Source organism: Tissierella pigra, from assembly GCF_018917845.1.
In the GTDB taxonomy this organism is placed as follows: domain Bacteria; phylum Bacillota; class Clostridia; order Tissierellales; family Tissierellaceae; genus Tissierella; species Tissierella pigra.
In genome coordinates this window covers 1657057-1678607 of sequence record NZ_JAHLPJ010000001.1, presented here as the reverse complement: position 1 = coordinate 1678607, position 21551 = coordinate 1657057, and the positions used below count along the sequence as shown (strand labels likewise).

At 28.0% G+C, this 21551-nt stretch carries 20 protein-coding genes and 1 other RNA gene; 5 read left to right on the top strand and 16 right to left on the bottom strand.

Annotated elements, in window-relative coordinates; translation table 11 throughout:
- Positions 1 to 35 precede the first annotated feature (35 nt).
- On the top strand, positions 36 to 836 hold the full coding sequence (locus tag KQI41_RS08160) for a histidinol-phosphatase HisJ family protein (RefSeq protein WP_154442654.1): 801 nt from the start codon (positions 36 to 38) through the stop codon (positions 834 to 836).
- A gap of 34 nt (positions 837 to 870) precedes the next feature.
- On the opposite strand, the gene ssrS is transcribed toward KQI41_RS08160, so the two are convergent.
- From ssrS to KQI41_RS08145, 3 genes are all read right to left on the bottom strand, one after another.
- A non-coding RNA gene (gene ssrS / locus KQI41_RS08155) (6S RNA) lies at positions 871 to 1046 on the bottom strand.
- Between the two features lie 63 nt (positions 1047 to 1109).
- Positions 1110 to 2855 carry an ATP-dependent metallopeptidase FtsH/Yme1/Tma family protein gene (locus KQI41_RS08150; RefSeq protein ID WP_154440859.1) on the bottom strand — a complete coding sequence of 582 codons (1746 nt, stop codon included), beginning with the start codon at positions 2853 to 2855 and terminating at the stop codon, positions 1110 to 1112.
- A gap of 133 nt (positions 2856 to 2988) precedes the next feature.
- Positions 2989 to 3270: a hypothetical protein gene (locus KQI41_RS08145; protein WP_154440858.1), complete on the bottom strand. Its 282-nt coding sequence runs from the start codon at positions 3268 to 3270 to the stop codon at positions 2989 to 2991.
- Positions 3271 to 3399: 129 nt separating this feature from the next.
- On the opposite strand from KQI41_RS08145, the gene KQI41_RS08140 reads away from it, so the two are divergent.
- Positions 3400 to 4011: a hypothetical protein gene (locus tag KQI41_RS08140; protein ID WP_154440857.1), complete on the top strand. Its 612-nt coding sequence runs from the start codon at positions 3400 to 3402 to the stop codon at positions 4009 to 4011.
- 33 nt (positions 4012 to 4044) lie between these two features.
- Here KQI41_RS08140 and KQI41_RS08135 read toward each other — a convergent pair whose 3' ends face one another.
- Positions 4045 to 4947 (bottom strand): RluA family pseudouridine synthase, encoded by a 903-nt coding sequence (locus KQI41_RS08135; RefSeq protein ID WP_154440856.1) that lies wholly within the window; start codon positions 4945 to 4947, stop codon positions 4045 to 4047.
- 104 nt (positions 4948 to 5051) lie between these two features.
- Between KQI41_RS08135 and KQI41_RS08130 the strand changes: the two genes are divergently transcribed.
- Positions 5052 to 5849 carry an NAD(+)/NADH kinase gene (locus KQI41_RS08130; protein ID WP_216585130.1) on the top strand — a complete coding sequence of 266 codons (798 nt, stop codon included), beginning with the start codon at positions 5052 to 5054 and terminating at the stop codon, positions 5847 to 5849.
- A gap of 75 nt (positions 5850 to 5924) precedes the next feature.
- On the opposite strand, the gene KQI41_RS08125 is transcribed toward KQI41_RS08130, so the two are convergent.
- From KQI41_RS08125 to KQI41_RS08105, 5 genes are all read right to left on the bottom strand, one after another.
- Complete coding sequence (locus tag KQI41_RS08125) at positions 5925 to 6533, bottom strand: hypothetical protein (RefSeq protein WP_154440855.1); 609 nt, start codon at positions 6531 to 6533, stop codon at positions 5925 to 5927.
- Positions 6534 to 6745: 212 nt separating this feature from the next.
- Positions 6746 to 8548, bottom strand: coding sequence for an oligoendopeptidase F (pepF, locus tag KQI41_RS08120; protein WP_154440854.1), 1803 nt, complete (start codon positions 8546 to 8548; stop codon positions 6746 to 6748).
- Positions 8549 to 8561: 13 nt separating this feature from the next.
- A complete protein-coding gene (locus KQI41_RS08115) occupies positions 8562 to 9968 on the bottom strand; it encodes a peptidoglycan D,D-transpeptidase FtsI family protein (protein WP_154440853.1) in 1407 nt (468 codons plus the stop codon).
- Complete coding sequence (locus tag KQI41_RS08110; RefSeq protein ID WP_154440852.1) at positions 9952 to 11199, bottom strand: FtsW/RodA/SpoVE family cell cycle protein; 1248 nt, start codon at positions 11197 to 11199, stop codon at positions 9952 to 9954. Before KQI41_RS08110 ends, KQI41_RS08115 begins: the two co-directional genes overlap by 17 nt.
- Before the next feature lie 12 nt (positions 11200 to 11211).
- A complete protein-coding gene (locus tag KQI41_RS08105) occupies positions 11212 to 11640 on the bottom strand; it encodes an FHA domain-containing protein (RefSeq protein WP_154440851.1) in 429 nt (142 codons plus the stop codon).
- Between the two features lie 208 nt (positions 11641 to 11848).
- Between KQI41_RS08105 and KQI41_RS08100 the strand changes: the two genes are divergently transcribed.
- The gene (locus tag KQI41_RS08100; protein ID WP_154440850.1) at positions 11849 to 12469 is read left to right on the top strand and encodes a regulatory protein RecX; all 621 of its coding nucleotides are present in this window, start codon (positions 11849 to 11851) and stop codon (positions 12467 to 12469) included.
- A gap of 6 nt (positions 12470 to 12475) precedes the next feature.
- The gene (locus KQI41_RS08095; RefSeq protein WP_154440849.1) at positions 12476 to 12715 is read left to right on the top strand and encodes a GIY-YIG nuclease family protein; all 240 of its coding nucleotides are present in this window, start codon (positions 12476 to 12478) and stop codon (positions 12713 to 12715) included.
- Positions 12716 to 12761: 46 nt separating this feature from the next.
- On the opposite strand, the gene KQI41_RS08090 is transcribed toward KQI41_RS08095, so the two are convergent.
- From KQI41_RS08090 to KQI41_RS08060, 7 genes are all read right to left on the bottom strand, one after another.
- Positions 12762 to 14246, bottom strand: a complete 1485-nt coding sequence (locus tag KQI41_RS08090; RefSeq protein WP_154440848.1) for a hypothetical protein — start codon at positions 14244 to 14246, stop codon at positions 12762 to 12764.
- Positions 14243 to 15643, bottom strand: a complete 1401-nt coding sequence (locus KQI41_RS08085) for a sensor histidine kinase (protein WP_154440847.1) — start codon at positions 15641 to 15643, stop codon at positions 14243 to 14245. Before KQI41_RS08085 ends, KQI41_RS08090 begins: the two co-directional genes overlap by 4 nt.
- Positions 15644 to 15654: 11 nt before the next feature.
- Positions 15655 to 16350, bottom strand: coding sequence for a response regulator transcription factor (locus tag KQI41_RS08080; protein WP_154440846.1), 696 nt, complete (start codon positions 16348 to 16350; stop codon positions 15655 to 15657).
- Between the two features lie 19 nt (positions 16351 to 16369).
- A complete protein-coding gene (locus tag KQI41_RS08075) occupies positions 16370 to 17257 on the bottom strand; it encodes a polysaccharide deacetylase family protein (RefSeq protein WP_154440845.1) in 888 nt (295 codons plus the stop codon).
- A gap of 293 nt (positions 17258 to 17550) precedes the next feature.
- Positions 17551 to 17868 (bottom strand): hypothetical protein, encoded by a 318-nt coding sequence (locus KQI41_RS08070; RefSeq protein WP_154440844.1) that lies wholly within the window; start codon positions 17866 to 17868, stop codon positions 17551 to 17553.
- A gap of 65 nt (positions 17869 to 17933) precedes the next feature.
- Positions 17934 to 19661 carry an ABC transporter ATP-binding protein gene (locus tag KQI41_RS08065; RefSeq protein WP_154440843.1) on the bottom strand — a complete coding sequence of 576 codons (1728 nt, stop codon included), beginning with the start codon at positions 19659 to 19661 and terminating at the stop codon, positions 17934 to 17936.
- Positions 19662 to 19734: 73 nt separating this feature from the next.
- Positions 19735 to 21546 carry a hypothetical protein gene (locus KQI41_RS08060; protein WP_154440842.1) on the bottom strand — a complete coding sequence of 604 codons (1812 nt, stop codon included), beginning with the start codon at positions 21544 to 21546 and terminating at the stop codon, positions 19735 to 19737.
- Positions 21547 to 21551 lie beyond the last annotated feature (5 nt).

Genomic DNA, 21551 nt, shown 5'->3' with positions numbered 1-21551 from the left:
AATATAATAAATATAATTTTAGGAGTGTTAATCAAATGTATGACTTTCATCTTCATAGTGAATATTCCATTGATTCTAAAGCATCTATGGAATCCATGGTATTAGCTGCCATTGACAATAATTTAAAAAGTATATGTTTTACTGATCATGTTGATTTAGATTCCACCGTAGAAAGAATTGATTTTGTTTTTAGAACATCTGATTACTTCAAAAATATTAGACAAGTGAAGTATAAGTATATGAAGGATATTGAAATACTGGCAGGTGTAGAAATAGGCATCCAGCCACATTTATTTGAAAGATACAATGAATTTATTGATGACAATAACTTCGATTTTGTTTTAATGTCTGTTCATTCAGTAAATAAACTAGATATACATGCTGATGGTTTTACTAAAGAAATTGAACCTCTGAAAGCTTTAGAGGCGTACTATAATGATATGTATACTTGTGTAAAAGGATTTAATAATTTTGATATTCTAGGACATTTAGATTATATTGACAGATATTTTGATGATTACTCTACTATTCCAAAATATGATGAATACCATTATATGATAGAATCCATATTAAAGATTTTAATTGAAAATGGCAAAGGAATTGAGATAAATACTGCTGGAATGAGGTATGGCTTAGGTTATTTTCACCCTAAGATTCAAATCTTAAAATTATATAGAGAATTAGGAGGAGAAATAATAACCATAGGCTCAGATTCCCATAAGCCTGATACCATAGGATATGGATATAGATCTGCTGAAAAAATGTTGAAAGAACTGGGATTCAAATATGTCCATATTTTTAAAGAAAGAAAAAAATTTCCGATAAATATTGTATAAACAACAAAAATCCTCTCAAGTAAAACTTGAGAGGATTTTTCCCGCAATGCCGTCAACTAAGGTAATTCATACCCGCCTTCTAAAAGGGGGGTTTCTTGTTAACATATTCTAACGTCCCCTCAAGGGGGCTTGTTATCCAATGTTAAACCCAGACTCCCATGTCTGTTATGTCGGTTGAATTATCAAAGCCAACGCACATCGCAGAGTTTCTTTATATTTTCATTATACATCTTTTTTTGTATTTTTTCAAGTAAACTCTAAATATATTATTTGTTATGATTTGTAAACTATATTGTTTATTTCATCTTCATAAAGAACTTCTTTATCTATAAGCTTTCCTGCTAAAGAATGTAAAATATCTATATTAGTATTTAATAAGTTAATAGTATCCTCATAAAGAGTATTTAATATATCCTTTGCTCTCTTTATTAAAACTCCATTATTAATATCCCTACCAGATAAAACATTATAGTTTAAAAGCCCTACTTCTTCATCCATACCAAATACACCAATCATAGATAAAGTCATATCTGTAGCTTTCTCTAAATCTGAAGAAGCTCCTGTTGTAATATTTTCTTTACCATATATTATTTCCTCTGCTACTCTTCCACCTAATGAAATCATTACATTTCTTAGTATGTCTTTTTTAGTCTGATACATTTTATCCGGTGGAATGTTTAGACTAAATCCTCCCATACCCTTTGTGCTTGGAATAATACTTACTTTAGTAACTCTATTATCCTTTGCTACTAACTTTGCCACCAAAGCGTGTCCTGCTTCATGATAGGCTGTTATTTCTCTATCTACATGGCTTATTGCTGACCTATCCTTTTTTTCATCTCCAACCAATACTGAATAATATGCTTTATTTATATGATTCATTGTAATTTCTTTGGATTTTTCCTTTACAGCTATAATGGCAGATTCGTTCATTAAATTTTCAAGCTTAGCACCACTAAAGTAAATGGTCTCTAATGCAACCTTTTTTAAATCTACATTTTTAGCAACTGGTTTATTTCTACTGTGTAGTTTAAGAATTTCATATCTTCCATTTACATCTGGTAAAGAAACTTCCACTTGTCTATCAAATCTTCCCGGTCTCAATAAAGCCTCATCTAGGATATCTATCCTGTTTGTTGCTGCAACTACTATTATTCCTTCATTATCCTTAAATCCAGACATCTCTGTTAACAATGCGTTTAATGTTCTATCCCCTTCCTCACTTCCTGAAGGATTATCTCCAGACTTTCTCTTTTTTCCAAGGGAGTCTATTTCATCTATAAATATAACAGACTTTCCAGCTTCTTTAGCTTTTTTAAATAACTCTCTTATACGACTGGCACCAAGTCCTGCATATACTTGTACAAAATCAGATCCTGATACAGCATAAAAAGGAACTTCTGCCTCTCCTGCCATTGCCTTAGCCATAAGAGTTTTTCCTGTTCCCGGCGCACCATATAAAAGGACTCCTCTAGGTAATCTTGCACCAAAGTTGTTATAAATCTCTGGATTCTTTATAAAATCTACCATATCCATTAAAGATTCTTTAGCTTCCTCATTACCTGCCACATCTTTAAAAGTTATTCTTTTTTTAGATAACTCTGCATCTATTTGTGACATCTTGGTCATTTCTTTCTCAGCCTGTTTAGACATATTCTTATTTAAGTAAAATATCATCAATCCCATTGCCGATACTAGTATTAACATTGGTATAGCTTGATTTACACCATTAGTCTTCTCTATTACTTTCACATCATACATTAACAGCTCTTCTTTAAATCTGTCGGTTCTTGGATTATCTGTAGTAGCAACTTTATTATTTGTAAGCTTTATCTTTATTTTTCCACTATTAGATAATTCTACTTCTTCAACTAATCCTTTCTCCAAGTGATTTAAAAATAAGGTATAGGGCATATCTTCTACCTCATTATTCTTTTGCATATAGAATAGCACAGTGGATAATAGGATAATAGAAATAGCCATAAGTAGAACTAACTTTAACTTCTTATTTATTTGCATTAAACCACTCCTTTTGGTTTACATAATGTCTATTACATTATAGCACCTTATGATTGCCATGTCTATTTCCTAGATTTGTTAAAATACCATAATAAGAAAGGACCAACTATTTAAAAGTCAGCCCTTTCATATATTAATCCTTATTTAAAATTTTTAGTATCTTATCTAATTTTAGATTTTGTTCTTCACTTAACATTGGTCTAATACTTTCTAGCTTATGAAATATTTCTTCATATTGTTCTGGACTTAGGTTATTTTCGATTTCATCATTTACTCTTATTATTTCTACAAATAAATCATCATCAGATTTATCCATATATTGATCCTGTAAACTTTCAATTAGCATAATATCTTCCTCACTAGGATTGTATTTACCTATATTGTCTACAATTTTTTGTATATCTTTTTCCTTCATTACATTACCCCCTTCTATCTTATATTTTAATTTATGAAAGCTAAATTAAATATATTACTAAATTGCACTGCAACTATTAATTCCTTTTTGCATATAATGGTTATTATATTAGATTTGGGAGGGATAATTTTGGATAATAAAATATTAATATTTTTATTTTTACTAATAATGGGCAAAAATAAAGAAAGTGATGTGGCTGCATTAAATTCCTTAGGAAATTTTGTAAACTCCATGGACATAGACCCTAAATATACTGCTGAAAAGATTAAATTAGCAAAAAAGGTTGGAGCGTATTTTCCTGAACAATACATACCTTTGATAAATAAATCAATATTATTTACTGAAAGATTAATAAAAATAAATGAATTAGCAGATTTCATGAAAAACGATGAATATGTTTATATCAAAGAGCCAATATCTGTAGATAATAATAAGGAAAGAATAAGTAAAATGGTCAATGTAATTCAAAAAGAAACGCCTAATACAGAAGTTAAAAATCTTGGAATGATGATGGATTTTATCGTCAACATGGATAAATATAAACAAATGTTTGGGATGATGAGTTCAGTAATGGGAAATAAAGATGCAGTAAAAGATCCTACTCAACTAATGAGCCTTCTTGGACCTATGCTAACTGGAGATAGTCAAAAAAATAGTGATAAGATGAAAGAAATGAATGCTATGATGGAAATAATGAAGGTATTAAATACTCCTACATCTAAAACTGAAGAAAAAAAGTAGGATAATAGAAAACCATCTAAAGAATAAGTAAATTTACTTATTCTTTAGATGGTTTATTAGTCCCTTCATATCTTCTGGTAATGGTGCAATAAATTCTATATCTTCCTTTGTTCTAGGATGTTTTATTTTTAAATAATAGGAGTGAAGAGCTTGTCTGTTTATATAACTACTTTCTTCACTATATAAAGTATCTCCAATTATGGGATGACCTATATGATTTAAATGGACTCTAATCTGGTGAGATCTTCCTGTAAATATTTGAACATCTAAAAGACTACCATTACTATATCTTTCTATTACAGAGTATTTAGTTAAGGCATCTTGTCCGTTGTCTGTTATTGTCTTTTTAATACTTTTTTCCTCTTCCCTTCCAATGGGTAAATCTATATAATCTTCCTCTTTTTCTACACTTCCTTTAACTATTGCTTGATATTTTTTTTCTACCATATTGGACTCAAATTGTAATGCCATTTGCTGATGAGCAAAAGGATTTTTAGCAACTATTAAAATTCCTGTAGTATTCATATCTAATCTATTTACAAATCTAATTTTCTTTTGTATTCCCTTTTCTTTAAAGTAATATGATATACCATTAGACAAAGTATTTTCTTGATGGGATTTTGTGGGATGCACTACAACATTTGGCTGTTTGTTTAAAATTAATAAATCAAAGTCCTCATAGACTATATCTATATCCATTTTTTCTGGCATAGTATTTTCTTCTTCATTTTCCATGAGAATAGATACTATATCTCCTTTTTCAAGTTTTAGTCCTTTTCTTCTAGTTTTCCCATTTACATAAATATTCTTTTCTTTATATAGTTTTCTGAATAATCTTCCTGATAAATCCTTAGTAACAAGAAATTCTTCTAAATTTAAATCATGGTTATCTACTTTAAAAGTAACAATGTTTTCACTTTCCTTAAATAAATCCATATTTACCTCCAAATCTTTTTATGTTTATTATATAATATATAGGTAAACTAATTATATCAGATATTATATAAATTTAAAGACTAAACCATTTAGGGGGTACATTCGTGAGAATAATAAATATTATTTCAAATTATAACTATGAATCTAAAAAAACATCTGAAATTTTATCGGATAAACTTAAAAATAAAGGTTTTCATATATCAGAAAAATATAATGATAATGCAGAATTAAATATATGCGTGGGAGGAGATGGAGCATTTTTAAGAGCCATACACCGTAATAAATTTCCAAGTATCCCCTTTGTCGGTATAAATACTGGACACTTAGGCTTTTTCCAAGAAATTCTACCTGAAAATATAGATGAATTTATTAATAAATATATAAATAAAGATTATTTGGTAGAAGAAATTTCATTAGTAAGTGCAGAGATATGTACTAAAAGTAAATCTTTCTTTCTTACTGGAGTAAATGAAATAGTTATAAAGGGCATAAAGTCTAAAGTTGTTCATCTGGAAATATCTTTAGATGGCAATTATTTAGAAAAATTCAGTGGAGATGGAGTAATTATATCTACACCAGTAGGTAGTACAGCATACAATTTTTCCAGTGGTGGCAGTATAATATATCCATCACTAAAGACTTTACAATTAACACCCCTATCTCCTATTAGCTCTAAGGTATATCGGTCTTTACCTAATAGTGCTGTAGTTCCTGGAGATATAACAATATCCATTAAACCCGAATTTAGATATGAAAATTCTATTTTAATTATAAATGATGGAGTTGAGTTTAAGTATAATAATATCACCAGTATAAATTTAAAGCTTTCCCATAAGACTATTAAGAAATTAAATTTTGATAAAGATATGTATTGGAGTAATTTAAGAAGTAAGTTTTTATAGAAAACTGCCCCTTATAGAACAAAACCCCTTAATTACATTATTTAAATTAAGGGGTTTATCTATTGATTTTTAGATTCAGTACCTTCTCCAGAACCTTCTCCGTGGTCTATATAGTCTGGTTATACTTATACGCATAAAAACAATAGCAAAGAGCTGTGTTAGTAGGTGTAAAGCACTTTTCAATATCAGAAACTTATCAATTTCTTTTTCCGCTTCTCCATATATTTCTATATACTTTTTATATGATTTAATGTCATAGTATAGTGCTATTGAAACCCATAATATGACCATAATAGTAGTCATATAAGCTAGTAATTCTACAATACTACTGAACGCCTTCTCACCATATAGTTTAGTTATAATAACCATGAATATAGTAGCCATCACAAATATCTTTATTCTATATTTTTTCTTGCGAATTGCCCTTCTCCTCGAAGCATCTAGATAGTGCATAAGAAAAGTTTTTTCAGAAGAAACACTAAATTCTTTCGGAATATATTTCTCCCTAATTTTTTTATAATCTTCTGGAATATTATAATAGGCTTTATTTTCTAAATCGAATATCTTAATATAGAATATACAGATTATTGGTATAAAAAAATACATATTCCTAACCTTTATTAAAAAATACATAGCCATAAAGTTTAGTGGAATAAAAATTGTTATAAAATTAATAAAATTCATATTGAATCTCCTAAATATTAACTTATTTATTTTCTATCCATTCAATTATTATTTGAAAATCTCTTGTTTTCAAATTTATTACAATCTATTTACATATTACCATTTTATACATTCCCTTTCAAATAAACCTGTCGTTATTTTTTAATAAATCTAAACATTTATTTTTCTTTGCATAAAAAAGATACCAAGCATTGGTATCTTTTTTATTATATCTATATTAACTTATCCATTTCATCTACTAATTTACTAAATAACTTCATTGCGTTGTTTACTGGTTCTTCTGTGGTCATATCTACTCCTGCCAGCTTTAGCACGTTTAGAGGATAATCTGAACTTCCGCTCTTTAGGAAGTTTAGATATTTATCTACTGATTCCTTCCCTTCTTCAAGTACCTTTTGAGATAGCGCAACTGCTGCTGAATATCCTGTAGCATATTGGAATACATAGTAGTTGTAGTAGAAATGAGGTATTCTTGCCCACTCTATTGCTATTTCATCATCTACTACCACACTCGGTCCATAATATAGTTCATTTAATTTCTTATATTCTTCACATAAATAGTCTGCTGTTAATGATTCACCCTTTTCTAGATGTTCATTTATTATCTTTTCAAACTCTGCAAACATAGTTTGTCTAAATACAGTGGTTCTAAAACTTTCTAAATAATGATTTAGTAGATATAATCTTTCATTTTTATCCACTACATTCTTTAACATATAGTCCATAAGCAAAGATTCATTAGCTGTAGATGCAACCTCGGCTACAAATATAGAATAATTTCCATAAACAAAGGGTTGATTTTTTCTTGTAAAATAGCTATGAATTGAGTGACCCATTTCATGAGCTGTAGTAAATACATTGTCTAATGTATCGTGATAATTTAATAATATAAATGGTTTAGAATCATAGGACCCACTAGAATATGCACCTGATCTTTTACCTCTATTTTCATATACATCTATCCAACGTGAACTAAATCCTTCTTCTACTACATCCATATATTCTTCACCAAGAGGAACTAAAGCCTTTTTAACTAATTCTACTCCTTCTTTATATGGAATTTTGAAATCTACATCTTTTACTATTGGAGTATATAAATCATACATATGAAGTTCCTCTACTTCTAATGCTCTTTTTCTAATTTCCATATATTTATACATACTGTCTAAATTATTGTGAACAGAATTAATTAAATTATCATATACAGATAAAGGAATATTATTTGTATCTAAGGAAGCTTCTCTGCTTGATTTATAGTTTCTAATATTTGCATTAAATATATTTTTCTTTAAATCTCCACTTAGGGCAGCTGCAAATGTATTTTTAAATCCTTCATAAGTATTATATAAAGCTTCAAAAGCATTTTTTCTTACATCTCTATTTTTGGATTCCATCAGTGGAATAAAGTTTCCATGAGTTATCTCCACATCTTTACCATCTTCATCCTTTATAACAGGGAATTTTAAATCTGCATCACTTAACATAGAATATATCTTTTCTGGTGCAGAACCTATTTCTCCAACTTGTGCTAATATAGACTCTTCTCTAGCAGATAGCACATGACTCTTTTGTCTTAAAATATTATCTATATATTTTTTATATAATTTTAACTCAGGTTTTTCTTCATAATATTTCTCTAAAACATTCAAATCTAAAGTTAATATCTCTGGTACTAAAAAAGACGTCTTTTCTTCTACTTCTATATAGAGACTTAAACCTTTATCTGATAAAGCTTGAGACTTTCCATCTCTAGTATCTTCATCTAATTTCATATGAGTATAAGAATATAGATTACTTGCCAGTCTATATAATTCATCTTTATCCTTTAATGTATTATATAAATTCTCACTGCTGGAAACTGCTTCACCCTTATGGGAATCAAAATTCTTAGCCATTTCCTTAGCCTTATTATAATCCTTTTCCCATTCTCCTACATCTTTGTACATAGATTCTAAGTCCCATTTTAATTCTTGTGGTAAATCTTTTCGTTCCAATGTTTCTTTTTTACTTTCCATTGAATCTCCTCCCTTAATCTTTGATATTATTTATTACATGAATCATAATATCTCTTGCTATAGGTGCTGCTGTTTTACCTCCTGTTGAACCTTCTTCTTCTAATATAACTGCAACAGCTACTTTTGGTTCTTTTGCTGGAGCAAATCCTACAAACCAAGCATGGGATTTTCCACTTGCATTTTCAGCAGTTCCTGTTTTCCCTGCTACTTCTATATTTTTAATTCTAGCATTTGTTCCTGTACCTGATTTTACTACTTCTACCATCATCTCTTTTACTTTCTCTGCAGTAATAGGATCTGTACCTTGAGATAATACTTCAGTATTATAGGATTTCATCACTTTGTCATTTTTAGATATTATCTCTTTTACTAATATTGGCTTTACTATTTCTCCCCCATTGGCAATACCAGAAGCTACTAATGCCATATTTAATGGAGTTACCAATACTTTACCTTGACCTATGGCAGAGGCCGCAATATCTGTTTTATCTAAATTACCCTTATAAGGATACTGTGAGCTTTTAGTAGGCAGGTCAAAAGGAATATCACCATTAATTAAAAACTTATCTGCTACATTTCCCATTTTTTCCTTTCCTATTTCAATAGACTTCTCTGTAAAATAAGTATTACATGATTTAACCAATGCTTGTTTTAAATCTATATGCCCATGAGCCTTCCCTTGATAGTCTTTAAATATATACCCATTAATCTTTGTACTTCCCACACAATCGTAATCTTTATCTAAATTTGGTGTTCCTAAAGCTGCAACAGTAGTTAAAATCTTAAAAGTAGAGCCTGGAGCATATAATCCTTGAGTAGCTCTATTTACTAAAGGACTATTTGGATTTTCCGATATTTCTTTCCAATCTTCCTTCAAATTTGAAACATCAAAATCTGGGAGGCTGACCATTGCATATATTTCACCAGTAACAGGATTCATTGCAACAATAGAGCCTTTCTTCCCTTTTAACAATCCTCTGGCCTTATTTTGTAATTCATGATCTATAGTTAGTCTTAGATTATTTCCCTCAGTAGTAGGTATAACTAAATTTTTTATTTCATTGATAGCTGCATTTTCATTTATATTTAAAAGAGCATTATTATATTGAAGCTCTAAACCTACTTTTCCATACTCACGATAACTATATCCTATTATATGACTATACAATCTGCCATAAGGATAGTATCTTTTATATAAATCATCTTTTTTTTCACTATAGGCTAAGACCTTATGATTTCTATCTAAGATAGACCCCCTAAGTATGGATTCTTCATTGATCCATAGTCTTTTATTATAACTGTTGTTTTTTACTGCCTCTGCCTTAAATACTTGAAAATAGCTTATATATACTATTAAACTAATAAACATTAGGCAAAACCCAACTAATACAACTATTATTCTTTTAGTCTCTTTGTTCATCAAATTCCTCCTTTATCTTTATTTCTTCAGAGCATATTTGTAGAACTCCAAGGGCAATAAAACTAGATAATATAGAACTCCCCCCATAACTAACAAAAGGTAAAGTCAGTCCTGTCAGTGGTATCATCTTTAAAACTCCACCTAAAATAATAAAGGATTGAATTCCAAATAAAATACTAATACCTAAAGCCAGTATTTTATAAAATAGACTTTCTTGAGAAATGGCTATTTTAAATCCCCTATATACAAGAATCATGAATAACATTATTATACCTATTCCAGTGAATACCCCCATTTCTTCACATATAGCAGAAAAAATAAAATCTGTATATACTACTGGAATAAAATCAGGATACCCTAATCCTAAACCTCTGCCAAAAAATCCTCCTTCAGCAATGGCAAATAAAGATTGAGTTATTTGATACCCTTGTCTTTCTATATATTTCCAAGGATTCAACCAAGCTTGAAATCTAATTTTAACATGGTCAAATAGTGTATATCCTAATATGCCGCCTATGGCAAATAATCCTATATTATATAATACAAGTTTTCTATCTTCTTCATAGATAAACTGAATCATAATAAATATTCCATAAAACACTAAAGCCGTACCTAAATCTCTTTGTAAAAATAGTAATAAAATAAAGGAATATATAATTCCCATTAAATAATAAGGACCATATTTTAACTCTTTCCATCTAGAAGTATCAGAGTAGTAAGAGGCTAGTATGAATATTACTAAAAGTTTGGTAATCTCAGCAGGCTGAAAGGCAATTCCACCAAAACTAACCCAGTTTATAGCTCCACCTTTTCTGCTTCCAAATACAAAGGTAATAAAAAACAAAATGTATGAAGCAATTATATAAAGATATATGAAGTTTTTCCAACCTCTAATATACTTTAAAATAAAGTAGGTTAAGAAAAATAAAAATATCCCTATGGATAACCATATCAGCTGTTTTATCCCAAGACTTGAATCAATCCTATATATCATAACTATTCCTATGGATATAAGCATAGTAACAATTAAAAATATGTAATTATCTCCATAGGAAATCTTAGTTAATATATAATTTGATAAATATATTATAATAACTAAACCAATACCTGTGCCTAAAGTTAGTCTATCTATTTTGTCTCCTTCATAGACAAATAATAATAATAATGCTAAAATTTCAAAAACGAATAATAAGTTTCTCGGTGACTTTGGTCTGATTCCTTTTTTTGACATAATATTCTCCTATCATCTATTTACAAACAAAAACTCTATTTGTCCCGCCCTAATAATATCTCCATCTTCTAATTGCATTGCATCAAATATTTTATCTCCATTTAAATGTGTACCATTTGCACTATTTAAATCCTCAAGATAATATTCTCCCTCATCTTCTATTATTTGAAAATGTTTTTTAGATATAAATGGATCTTTTACTACAATATTATTTTGATTATTTCTGCCTAGAGTTATATTTTTATCAATGGAATAGTACTCCTTGATTTTATATGGCAAGGACTCTTTCCTATTGATTAACTTTAAATACACCCTATTATCTGAAGATATTCCTTCCATACTTCTTATATCTAAATATATAAGTCTTATAATACTAAAAATAAATAAATATATGATTATAATAAATATATATTTAAACAATATAGCCAATATATTATACATTCTCATTCCTCCAAAATTCTTTATACCTAATTATGTTATCACAAACTTAGTCTAATGTGAATGATTTTCAAATTATAGCATTTAAATAATTATTACTATTATTAGGCATATATATATTAATTAATCAATGATTCAGATAAAATTTCTTTCAAATTCTACTTTATGATATAATATAATAAAATACTTAGATTTAACGAAAGAGGTAACTATGAAAATTACTAATATTGAACCCCAAAGAAATAAGAATAGAGTCAATATATATGTGGATAATATTTTCTCCATAGGTATAGAAGAGGAGTTAAGGTTTAAATATCACTTAGAGGTTGGGATGGAAGTAACTGATGAATTTATTAAAGAAATTCTTAAAGCCGAAGAGCAGAATAAAGTAACAAGTCATGCACTTAATTTATTATCTTATAGGCTAAGATCTGAAAAAGAAATCTATATGGCATTGAAACGTAAAAATTTTGAAGACTTTTATATAAATAATGCCATTGCCTATTGTAAGGAAAATAATTATATCAATGATAAAGCCTTTGCAGAAGCTTTCGTTCATGACAAAGTAAATCTTAATAAGTTGGGTCCTGAAAGAATAAAATATGAACTAATCTTAAAAGGTATTCCCAAGGAAATTATAGAAGATGTTTTAATTCTAGATAAAGATGAACAATATGATATAGCTTTAGAACTGGCAATGAAGAAATTAAATTCTTATAAAAACCATGACAAAAATTCTATTTATAGAAAACTTAGTGGCTTCTTACAACGAAAAGGATACTCTTATGATACTATTTCTAAGGTAATGAAAGAAGCCCTTAAAGATAGGTGAAATAATTTGTGCTATGTATATATACTGAAATGTAAAGACAATACACTTTATACTGGTTGGACTGTGGACTTAGATAAAAGAATTCATAAACATAATTTAGGAAAGGCTGCAAAATATACTCGTGGCAGAACTCCTGTTAAACTAGTATATTTTGAAGAATTTGATAATAAAATTGAGGCTCAAAAAAGAGAATATGCCATAAAACAACTTTCAAGAACAGAAAAATTAACTCTTATAAAAAAGTAAAACATTCCTATTAATTATAAAGGAGAATATTTATCCTTTATTTAAATTAAGGATAAATATTCTCTGCTCCATTTTTTATAACCTCATCTTCCCAAATCATGGTATATCTTCCTATTGCCCATTCTGCCATGACTACACTATCTGAACTATTCAACTTAATTTTTCCTATTTCCTTTTGAGATATATCATGATCATGAATTCCATATATTAATATATTGTTTCTTGTAACAATAAGAATTATATCTTCATTGGGGGATGTAAAGGCATCTATAGCTTCAGGAACCTTGGATTTTATTATATTCCATGGAATAATCAGATTATCATAGTTCACTAACTCTTTTGGTGGAATAGTTTTTATATTATAATCCTTATATAATTCTTCATCACCACTTATATAGTTTATTCTTCCCTTCATAATCCAATATCCATTTCTTCTAGATAGACCAAAACTTTCTTCATTTAACCCTATATTAGAATTAGCTTTGATTATACCCTGTGCACCTTCTATAAATGTCTTTAATCCATCTTCTCCTATTACATCTGAAATCTTAATAGCTTTTTCATCATTTAAAGAATCTATTGGATATACTTGTATAGTCTTTTTATTACTTAATATCTCTATGGTTTCTGTAGATATATAGTCATTTCCCACATATAAAATATTTTTCAGTATTGAAGGCTTTATAACATTAGTATCATTAGAAATTTTTGCTGTTCTAAATGAGTAAAAAGATTCGTCATTTATCTCCTCTTTAAACTTTCCTTTTTGTACTGCATTTATTTTATCATTAATAGCTCCATTATTATTTTCTCTATTTACATTAACTAACCAAAATCCTTTTTTTCTAGGAAGCAATAAGTCTTTTAATTCATATATAGATGCTGTATTACGATTATTTGTCCTAATCCAAAGAGTCTTATAACTCCAGTTGTCTTTTTGACTTTCTTCATCATAGAAATGGGATTTAATTCCCAAAAGAATTCCTGATCGTAAAGTATCCACTTCTTCTATATTTGAAGTTCGCATTATACTGTTTTCGACATTTATATATCTATGGATTTCTTCCTTACTTATTTTATCTACAGACTTCTTAAAAAAATAAAATTTATCTTGGATAAAACTTACAATTTCATCATCATTATATTTTATAAATTCATTAAAAAACTGATTGTTACTAAATACTGTTATTATCTGAACTTCTCCCTCTTTAAGTCCTAAGTCTTCAGGACTCATTTTATATTTATATAATAAATAGTCGGAAAGATTTACATTCTTTAATTTATAAACAGGATTTAAAGCATAATTTTCTCCTATGACAACTGCTGATTCGTGAAATAAAGCTTCCTTATCCATTGTAGATACTTCTTCATTTTCATCTATGATTTTTTCTATGGCCCATTTACCTAATAGTGGTGGTAATTTATTTTCTGGTGCTTTTATTTTATCTTTAGTTTCAAACTTACTAATACTACATGAGCTTAACAAAGAAATTAAGATTATAGATATTATGATTAAATATAGTTTTTTCATTTATTAACCTCTCCTAAGGGCAAAGTTACTCTTACTAAAGTTCCTTCATTGATACTTGAATATATATCCATGTTTCCATTATGAAGCTTAATTATCTCATCACATATGGATAATCCTATACCACTATGGGACTGACTATTTTTCCCTTTATAAAATTTTTCCTTTACTTTTGGTAAATCTTCTTCAGAGATACCTGAACCATTGTCCTTTACTTCTAATACTAAATTATCATCCTCCGTAAAAGCATTTAATACTACAACTCCACCTTCAGATGTAAATTTAAAGGCATTGTCCAAAATATTAATGAGGACTTGTTTTATTCTATTTTCATCAGCTAATATAGTTCCTAAATTCTCATCAATATTGGTAATAAATTGTATCTTATTATTAATAGCCTTAGGATATAATTGCTTTCCTATTATATTAATAGTGTCGGCAATTTTAAAATCATCTTTTTCTAATTGTATTCTTCCAGAAACAAATCGTGAAAAATCTAAAAGTTCTTCTACCATTGTAGTCAATCTATCACTTTCTTTTTCTATAATCTCAAGACCATCTAATATAATATCATTTTCATTAAAATCCTCAGATTTCAATGTTATTGCCCATCCTTTTATTGATGTTAATGGAGTTCTCAGTTCATGAGATACAGATGATATAAAATCATTTTTAATTTGTTCTTTTTTTATTAATTCTTCTGCCATATAATTCAAAGTATCCGATAGTTTACCTATTTCATCTTGAAGTTTTATTTGACTTCTAACCTTCAGCTGTCCATCTGCCATTTTTTCTGCCACATCTGTTACTTCTTTAAGGGGTTTTACTATGGAGTTGGCTAAAAACACACTTACCAAACCTGATATAAAAACCACTACTAGTCCCATACTAAGTAACAAAAAAGAAACAGATCTTATTGTATTATCAGTTTCTTTAAGAGATGTAATAAACCTAATAATCCCTATTACTCTATCCTGCTCTTTTAGTGCTGTTGATACAGACATAACTGTATTATCATAATAGTCAACCTTGCCTGTCCATACTCCTTTATCTCCATTTATAGCTGCTTTTATATCAGGATATAAATTTGAGTCATCATTTGCAACACCTAAAGAGTCCATCAATAGTTTTCCTTCTGGATTTAGTATTTGAACTTCTGCATTTGTATGCTGCCAAAATACATCTACATCGTCTATAATAATATCCTCCAGGGAATCAGAATAAAAATATCTTAAATAATAATCCCTAGAAAACTCAATTTGATTGCTAAGTATATCTTCAATACTTCTATAATAATATGTTCTGACTCCATTAATAAGTCCTATTTCTAAAATTAGCACAGTTATAACAATAATCAACATAAAGTTTTTAACTAATCTAGTCTTTATACTTTTTTTCATGTATTCAACCTCTAACTTTTATCCTTCCATCTGTAACCAATTCCCCAAACTGTTTGTATAAATATTGGTTCACTAGGATCGTCTTCTATTTTAGCCCTAAGTCGTCTAATATTCACATCTACAATTTTAGAATCTCCTATAAAATCATATCCCCAAACCTGATTTAAAATTTCATCCCTTTTAAAAGCTCTTCCTGGATTTTCTATAAATATCTTTGCTATGGCATACTCTGTAGGCGTAAGTTCTATTTCTTTATCATCTTTATAAAACTTACGTGAATATATATCTACTTTAAAAGGAGCAGAACTTAATATACTATTTACATCTATATTTCCTATAGACTCCATTCTTCTTCCTAAAGATTTTACTCTTAAAACTAATTCTGTAGGATTAAAAGGCTTAGTCATATAATCATCAGTTCCATACTCTAATCCCATAATTTTATCTATGTCTTGAGTTTTGGCTGTAAGCATTATTATGCCCAGTCTTGGAAATTCTTCTCTTAAAATCTTACATACTTGAAATCCATCTATTCCAGGAAGCATAATATCTAAAACTACTATATCTAGTTTTTCTTTTCTAGCAATATTTATACCCTCTTCACCACTTCCTGCTTCAAATACGTTAAAACCATTTCTTTCAAGATTTATTTTTATAAATTTTCTTATGGAAGATTCATCTTCTATTATTAGAATTGAGTTATTCATTTAAAATCCCTTCCTTAATTTACTCTTGGCTTAAAGCTCTAAATTCATATCCTTCATTAATAAGGTAATTTATTATTTCTGGCAGTCCGTCTACAGTTGTTTGTTTTGCATCTGTATCATGCATTAATATAATTACTTCTTTTTTCCCTTTTGTTGTGGCTTTCACTCTATTTACTAGTTTTTCTTTTGATAAACCTATACCTTCTGCATCTCCATTTAATGAATTCCAATTATAGTTTTTATATCCCATTTCTTCAAACATCTTTAAAAACTTCTGTTTATGTTTTTCAAAAGACCCTCCTGGCATTCTCAATAGTTTTGTTTCAAATTCTTCACCTAAGACATTTTTCAAAGCCTTTTCCGTTGATTCTACTTCACCTAAAAAATTTTTAGTATCTTTATATATATATTTATAATTATGGCTATAAGAATGATGTCCTATGGAGTGTCCATCCTCATGAATTCTCTTTAATACATCTGGGTTTGAATTAACCATTTTGCCTAAAATAAAAAATGTTGCTTTAATATCATATTCATCTAAAATATCTAAAATTTGGTTTGTTACATATTTAGATGGACCGTCGTCAAATGTCAAATAAGCTAACTTAGTATTTTTATTCTCTTTTCCATTGGCCTTTGCTCTTTCTTCTTCTTTTGCTTTTTCTTCCGCAATTTTTTTATCTTCTTCAGCCTTTGCCTCAATTTGTTTAATTTCCTCATCTAATGCTTGATTAATGGGATTTTTTTCACCCATTATATTTAGAATATCTGTCACACTTATGGCAACAGCTGCATTGTTCGATTTATTAAAAATCTTTACAGATGTAGTCCCTATTAAAAAAAATATAATAGCTAAAAAAATGATTTTCATTTTTCTCATGGTAAATGATTTTTTCCTTTTTTTCATTTATGTCACTCCTTTACATTATGTCATACCTATAATCTAATTTTAGCATATAATAATTATTAATTCTATTGGTTACAAATAATTTAATAATTAGTTACAAAACTCTTACATTATCTTATATATTTCCAAAATTTAAAATTTAAAACTAAATAGGCTGAAATCAGCCTATTTATTATAATGGGTATTTTTTTATAACCAATAGGAAAGTTCTACTTTTTTATCTTTATAAATAATGAACTTTCTCTAAAAAAGCTTCAACAAAGGCTATATTTAATGCTCCATCGAATCTTTTGTTATAATGGATAAAAACTTTGATTTCTTCTTAGTAGTTCAGAAATTAAAAGGATTGTTATTAAATCCCTTACAATTCTGCTTCTTCCATAAAAGATATTTTGCATTCCCCTATATCTTCCTCTATGTCTTCTTTCATATGGATCTTCATGTATCTCTGGACATTCTTCAACCATCTTTATATATATATCATCTACCATTTTCTCCATTTGTTCCTTTGTAATTTCTTCCATAGAATAGTTTCCACTTAAATGTTCATCCACTCTTGATATGACTTTAGGATATATTCTATAATATAGTTCTGGATAATCATAAGACATAAAAACACCTCCCCTTTCTTATTCCTCTAATTATATTATGAAAGGAGAGGTATTTTTGCTACTTATTACTGCAATAAACTCTTAAATTGTGATTTATATAACTTAGCATATAATTCATCTTTTTCCAATAATTCTTCATGATTTCCCTTTTCAACAATGCCTTCTCCTGTTAATACCAAAATTTCATCTGCGTTTTTTATGGTTGATAATCTATGGGCAATAACTAAAGTAGTTCTTCCTTGGGATAATTCCTCTAAAGATTTTTGTATCATAATTTCAGTTTCATTATCAAGAGCTGAAGTGGCCTCATCCAATATTAGTATTGGCGGATTTTTCAAAAATAACCTTGCAATTGAAATTCTCTGTTTTTGTCCTCCAGATAATTTAACACCTTTTTCACCTATAAAAGTATTATATCTTTCTGGTAGAGACATAATATATTCATGTATCCTAGCTTTTTTAGCTGCTTTTATTATATCTTCATCACTAGCATCAGGATTTCCATAAACTATATTATCTCTAATTGTACCAGTAAATAAGAATACATCTTGCTGTACAAGTCCAATATTTTTTCTTAAAGATTTTATTTGTATATCTTTAATATCAATATCATCTAAAAGAATTTCACCACTATTTGTTTCATAAAATCTTGGAATCAGATGACATAAAGTTGTCTTACCTGCCCCTGATGGTCCAACTAATGCCACAGTCTTACCAGGTTCTATATCTAAGTTTAAATTAGAAAGTACTGTATGTTTTCCATTATTATAACTAAATGAAACATCTTTAAATCTAATTTTTCCGCTTATATCATTTAATTCTAAGGCATTTTCCTTATCAGTTATATCTGATTTAATGTCCATAATCTCAATAAATCTTTCAAAGCCAGTCATTCCTTCTTGCAACTGTTGTGCAAATTGTGACAGTCTTCTAATTGGCTGCATAAAGAAATTAACGTAAAGAGAGAAAGAGAAAAGGTCTCCAAAATTAATTATGTCTCTATATACAAAATATCCTCCTAAACTTATAACCAATAGATTAAGAATACTAGCCATTATTCCTATTCCTGCTTCAAACTCAGCCATAACCTTATAGGAGCCTTTTCTAGCATCACTAAATTCAAGATTTCCTCTATTAAATTTTTCAATCTCATAATCCTCATTAGTAAAAGATTTCGCAACTCTAACTCCTGAAATGCTATTTTCTAACTGGGAATTAACATTTGCTATTTTCTTTCTAACTTCCCTAAAAGAATTTGACATTTTATTTCTTTTAGATATAACAAACCATATAATAATTGGTATAGACGCATATAATACCAAAGTAAGTCTCCACTCAATTCTAATCAACACAATAAAAGAGCCTAATAACATGACTAAGGATATAAATAAGTCCTCTGGCCCATGATGTGCCAATTCAGTTATATCTCGTAAATCATTAACTATTCTAGACATAATATGACCTGTTTTATTGTTATCAAAATAACTAAAAGGCAATGTTTGTAAATGAGAAAATATATCTCCCCTCATATCGTGCTCTATCCTTACTCCCAGTAAATGTCCCCAATAAGCTACAATATAATTGCTAATATATCTAAGAACAAATAATAAGGACATTATAATAGTCCATCTAATTAAAAGGTCCATTCTTCCATTTGGAATAATTTCATTAATCATTTTTCTTGTAAAAACCGGAAAGATTAAATCCGATACAGATATAAGAAATGCAAAAAACATATCTATGAAGAATAGTCTTTTATGTGGTTTGTAATATGATATAAATCGTTTAAGCAAATTTCTTCTCCTCCTTGTTTAATTTTAAGAATATTTCGTGTCACGAATATTATATTATATTTTGTATTTTTTTTCAACAATCCCATTCTAACCTATTACTAATTATATCTAAAATTAAATAATAATTCATATAAATAAAAGTTATAACCCCTGTATCATTTATCAAAAAGCCTATAATGGAAGTAAGCAATACTATTATTGCTTTTTCTTTTAAACTTTTATTAGATATTATATATTTATATAGTTTTTTAAATATAATAATCTCGGCTATAATGGCAAGGGAAAATGGAGGAGTTAATGTTAGTTTCATCAATTCTTTTGCCTTAAATGATGCCATAGATATAAATTCACTTATTCCATTTTCTTTTATTCTATAAAAGAAACTTATTGCATGGGTATTATCTTCCCTAAGAATATCAAAAAACATATTTATTCCAAATATAAATAATCCTATTAATAGAAATATAAGTATCTCTTTTATTCCATTTTTCTTGGAAAAAAACATAATATAAATCATAAATCCAAATAATGAAACTGAAGTTATAAACCCACCTGTATTAGCACCAAAATGAGTAGACAAAGTAATCATATTAACTACAAATATAATTACACCTATAACTCTTTTAAAATTTATATTTTTTATATCCTTAGTCATACTAAAGAAAAATAATATGGAAGTAGCCAGTAATACTCCCATTATTCCATTATTCAAACCATAATATCTTGCACCATATACTAGATTGTTGAATCCAATATAAGAATTATAAATCATATTTGGATATAACATAGTTCCTAAAACTACAAATATATAGGTGAAACTACTTATTGTTTTCACAAAATTTAATTCTTTTTTTATAATTAATTTTGTGATTATATATGAAATCAGCATACTAAGGATTAAATAAATAACAATGCTTTGATTTAACTTAAATAGTCCTAATACTAATGATATTAGAATATTTACAGATATAAATGAATAGAAAAAATATAATTTGTTATTTACCTTATTGGATTTCATTATTGAAATACACAATAGTATAATTGACAAATAGGTGATTCCATGGAATAAATAAGCACTAATAAGTAGATTCATATTTATTCTATATAGTTTATTTATCTCTTTTATAGGATTCTCTACTTCTAGAAACTTAAATGGTTTTCCTATATTGACTTTTTTCGCATATCCATAGGTGTTTTTCAATTGAACAGAAATATCTTCTATTGCAATAAATCCTTCTCTTTTAGTGGAATTACTTGTTAATAGCCCATTATTTTCTCCATCAATATATATTATCGGAACCAGATATTTGTTTAATAAATACTTATCCTTCTCTGCTACTTTTTTAGGCAATATAATTATCTGATTATCCTTATATTCAGTTAAGTATCTTTTTAGAATCTCCACATTATTTTTTTCTTCTTGAATATCATACTCCAACAACAATATATTGGATTTATCTAAAAATTTATCTGTAACTTTCCTTAGCCAATCCAAATTATAAACAATAGAATTTTCTTCATAATCAACAATCCTATCTTTATTAGAAATTAAAAGTGCTCCCTTTCCATTTCCAATATAGGATGTTTTTTCTTTTTTCAATACATCTCCTAGATATTCTAAATTTATACTTTTTTTCCCAAGGTCTTTTACAGTTAACTTTTTTCCTGTATTAGCTGATAGATATAGACCTTCCTCCGAGTAGGGAGGTCTAGTTTTTAAATTTATAAATCCTAGACTAAGTTTGTCTAATTCTAAATTTTCTATTGTTTCTATTTTAAGCTCATCAACTAGTATTAAAATCGATTTAATAGGTTCAGCAAATATCTTACTTGGAATTAAAATTATTATAAATACTAATATAAAATTTATTATTTTTTTTATCATATCAA

Excerpts from the sequence above, each read along its gene's own strand:
- KQI41_RS08160 (WP_154442654.1), top strand. The coding sequence starts at position 36 with ATGTATGACTTTCATCTTCATAGTGAATATTCCATTGATTCTAAAGCA.
- KQI41_RS08150 (WP_154440859.1), bottom strand. The coding sequence starts at position 2,855 with ATGCAAATAAATAAGAAGTTAAAGTTAGTTCTACTTATGGCTATTTCT.
- KQI41_RS08145 (WP_154440858.1), bottom strand. The coding sequence starts at position 3,270 with ATGAAGGAAAAAGATATACAAAAAATTGTAGACAATATAGGTAAATAC.
- KQI41_RS08135 (WP_154440856.1), bottom strand. The coding sequence starts at position 4,947 with ATGGATTTATTTAAGGAAAGTGAAAACATTGTTACTTTTAAAGTAGAT.
- KQI41_RS08125 (WP_154440855.1), bottom strand. The coding sequence starts at position 6,533 with ATGAATTTTATTAATTTTATAACAATTTTTATTCCACTAAACTTTATG.
- pepF (WP_154440854.1), bottom strand. The coding sequence starts at position 8,548 with ATGGAAAGTAAAAAAGAAACATTGGAACGAAAAGATTTACCACAAGAA.
- KQI41_RS08115 (WP_154440853.1), bottom strand. The coding sequence starts at position 9,968 with ATGAACAAAGAGACTAAAAGAATAATAGTTGTATTAGTTGGGTTTTGC.
- KQI41_RS08110 (WP_154440852.1), bottom strand. The coding sequence starts at position 11,199 with ATGTCAAAAAAAGGAATCAGACCAAAGTCACCGAGAAACTTATTATTC.
- KQI41_RS08105 (WP_154440851.1), bottom strand. The coding sequence starts at position 11,640 with ATGTATAATATATTGGCTATATTGTTTAAATATATATTTATTATAATC.
- KQI41_RS08100 (WP_154440850.1), top strand. The coding sequence starts at position 11,849 with ATGAAAATTACTAATATTGAACCCCAAAGAAATAAGAATAGAGTCAAT.
- KQI41_RS08090 (WP_154440848.1), bottom strand. The coding sequence starts at position 14,246 with ATGAAAAAACTATATTTAATCATAATATCTATAATCTTAATTTCTTTG.
- KQI41_RS08085 (WP_154440847.1), bottom strand. The coding sequence starts at position 15,643 with ATGAAAAAAAGTATAAAGACTAGATTAGTTAAAAACTTTATGTTGATT.
- KQI41_RS08080 (WP_154440846.1), bottom strand. The coding sequence starts at position 16,350 with ATGAATAACTCAATTCTAATAATAGAAGATGAATCTTCCATAAGAAAA.
- KQI41_RS08075 (WP_154440845.1), bottom strand. The coding sequence starts at position 17,257 with ATGAAAAAAAGGAAAAAATCATTTACCATGAGAAAAATGAAAATCATT.
- KQI41_RS08070 (WP_154440844.1), bottom strand. The coding sequence starts at position 17,868 with ATGTCTTATGATTATCCAGAACTATATTATAGAATATATCCTAAAGTC.
- KQI41_RS08060 (WP_154440842.1), bottom strand. The coding sequence starts at position 21,546 with ATGATAAAAAAAATAATAAATTTTATATTAGTATTTATAATAATTTTA.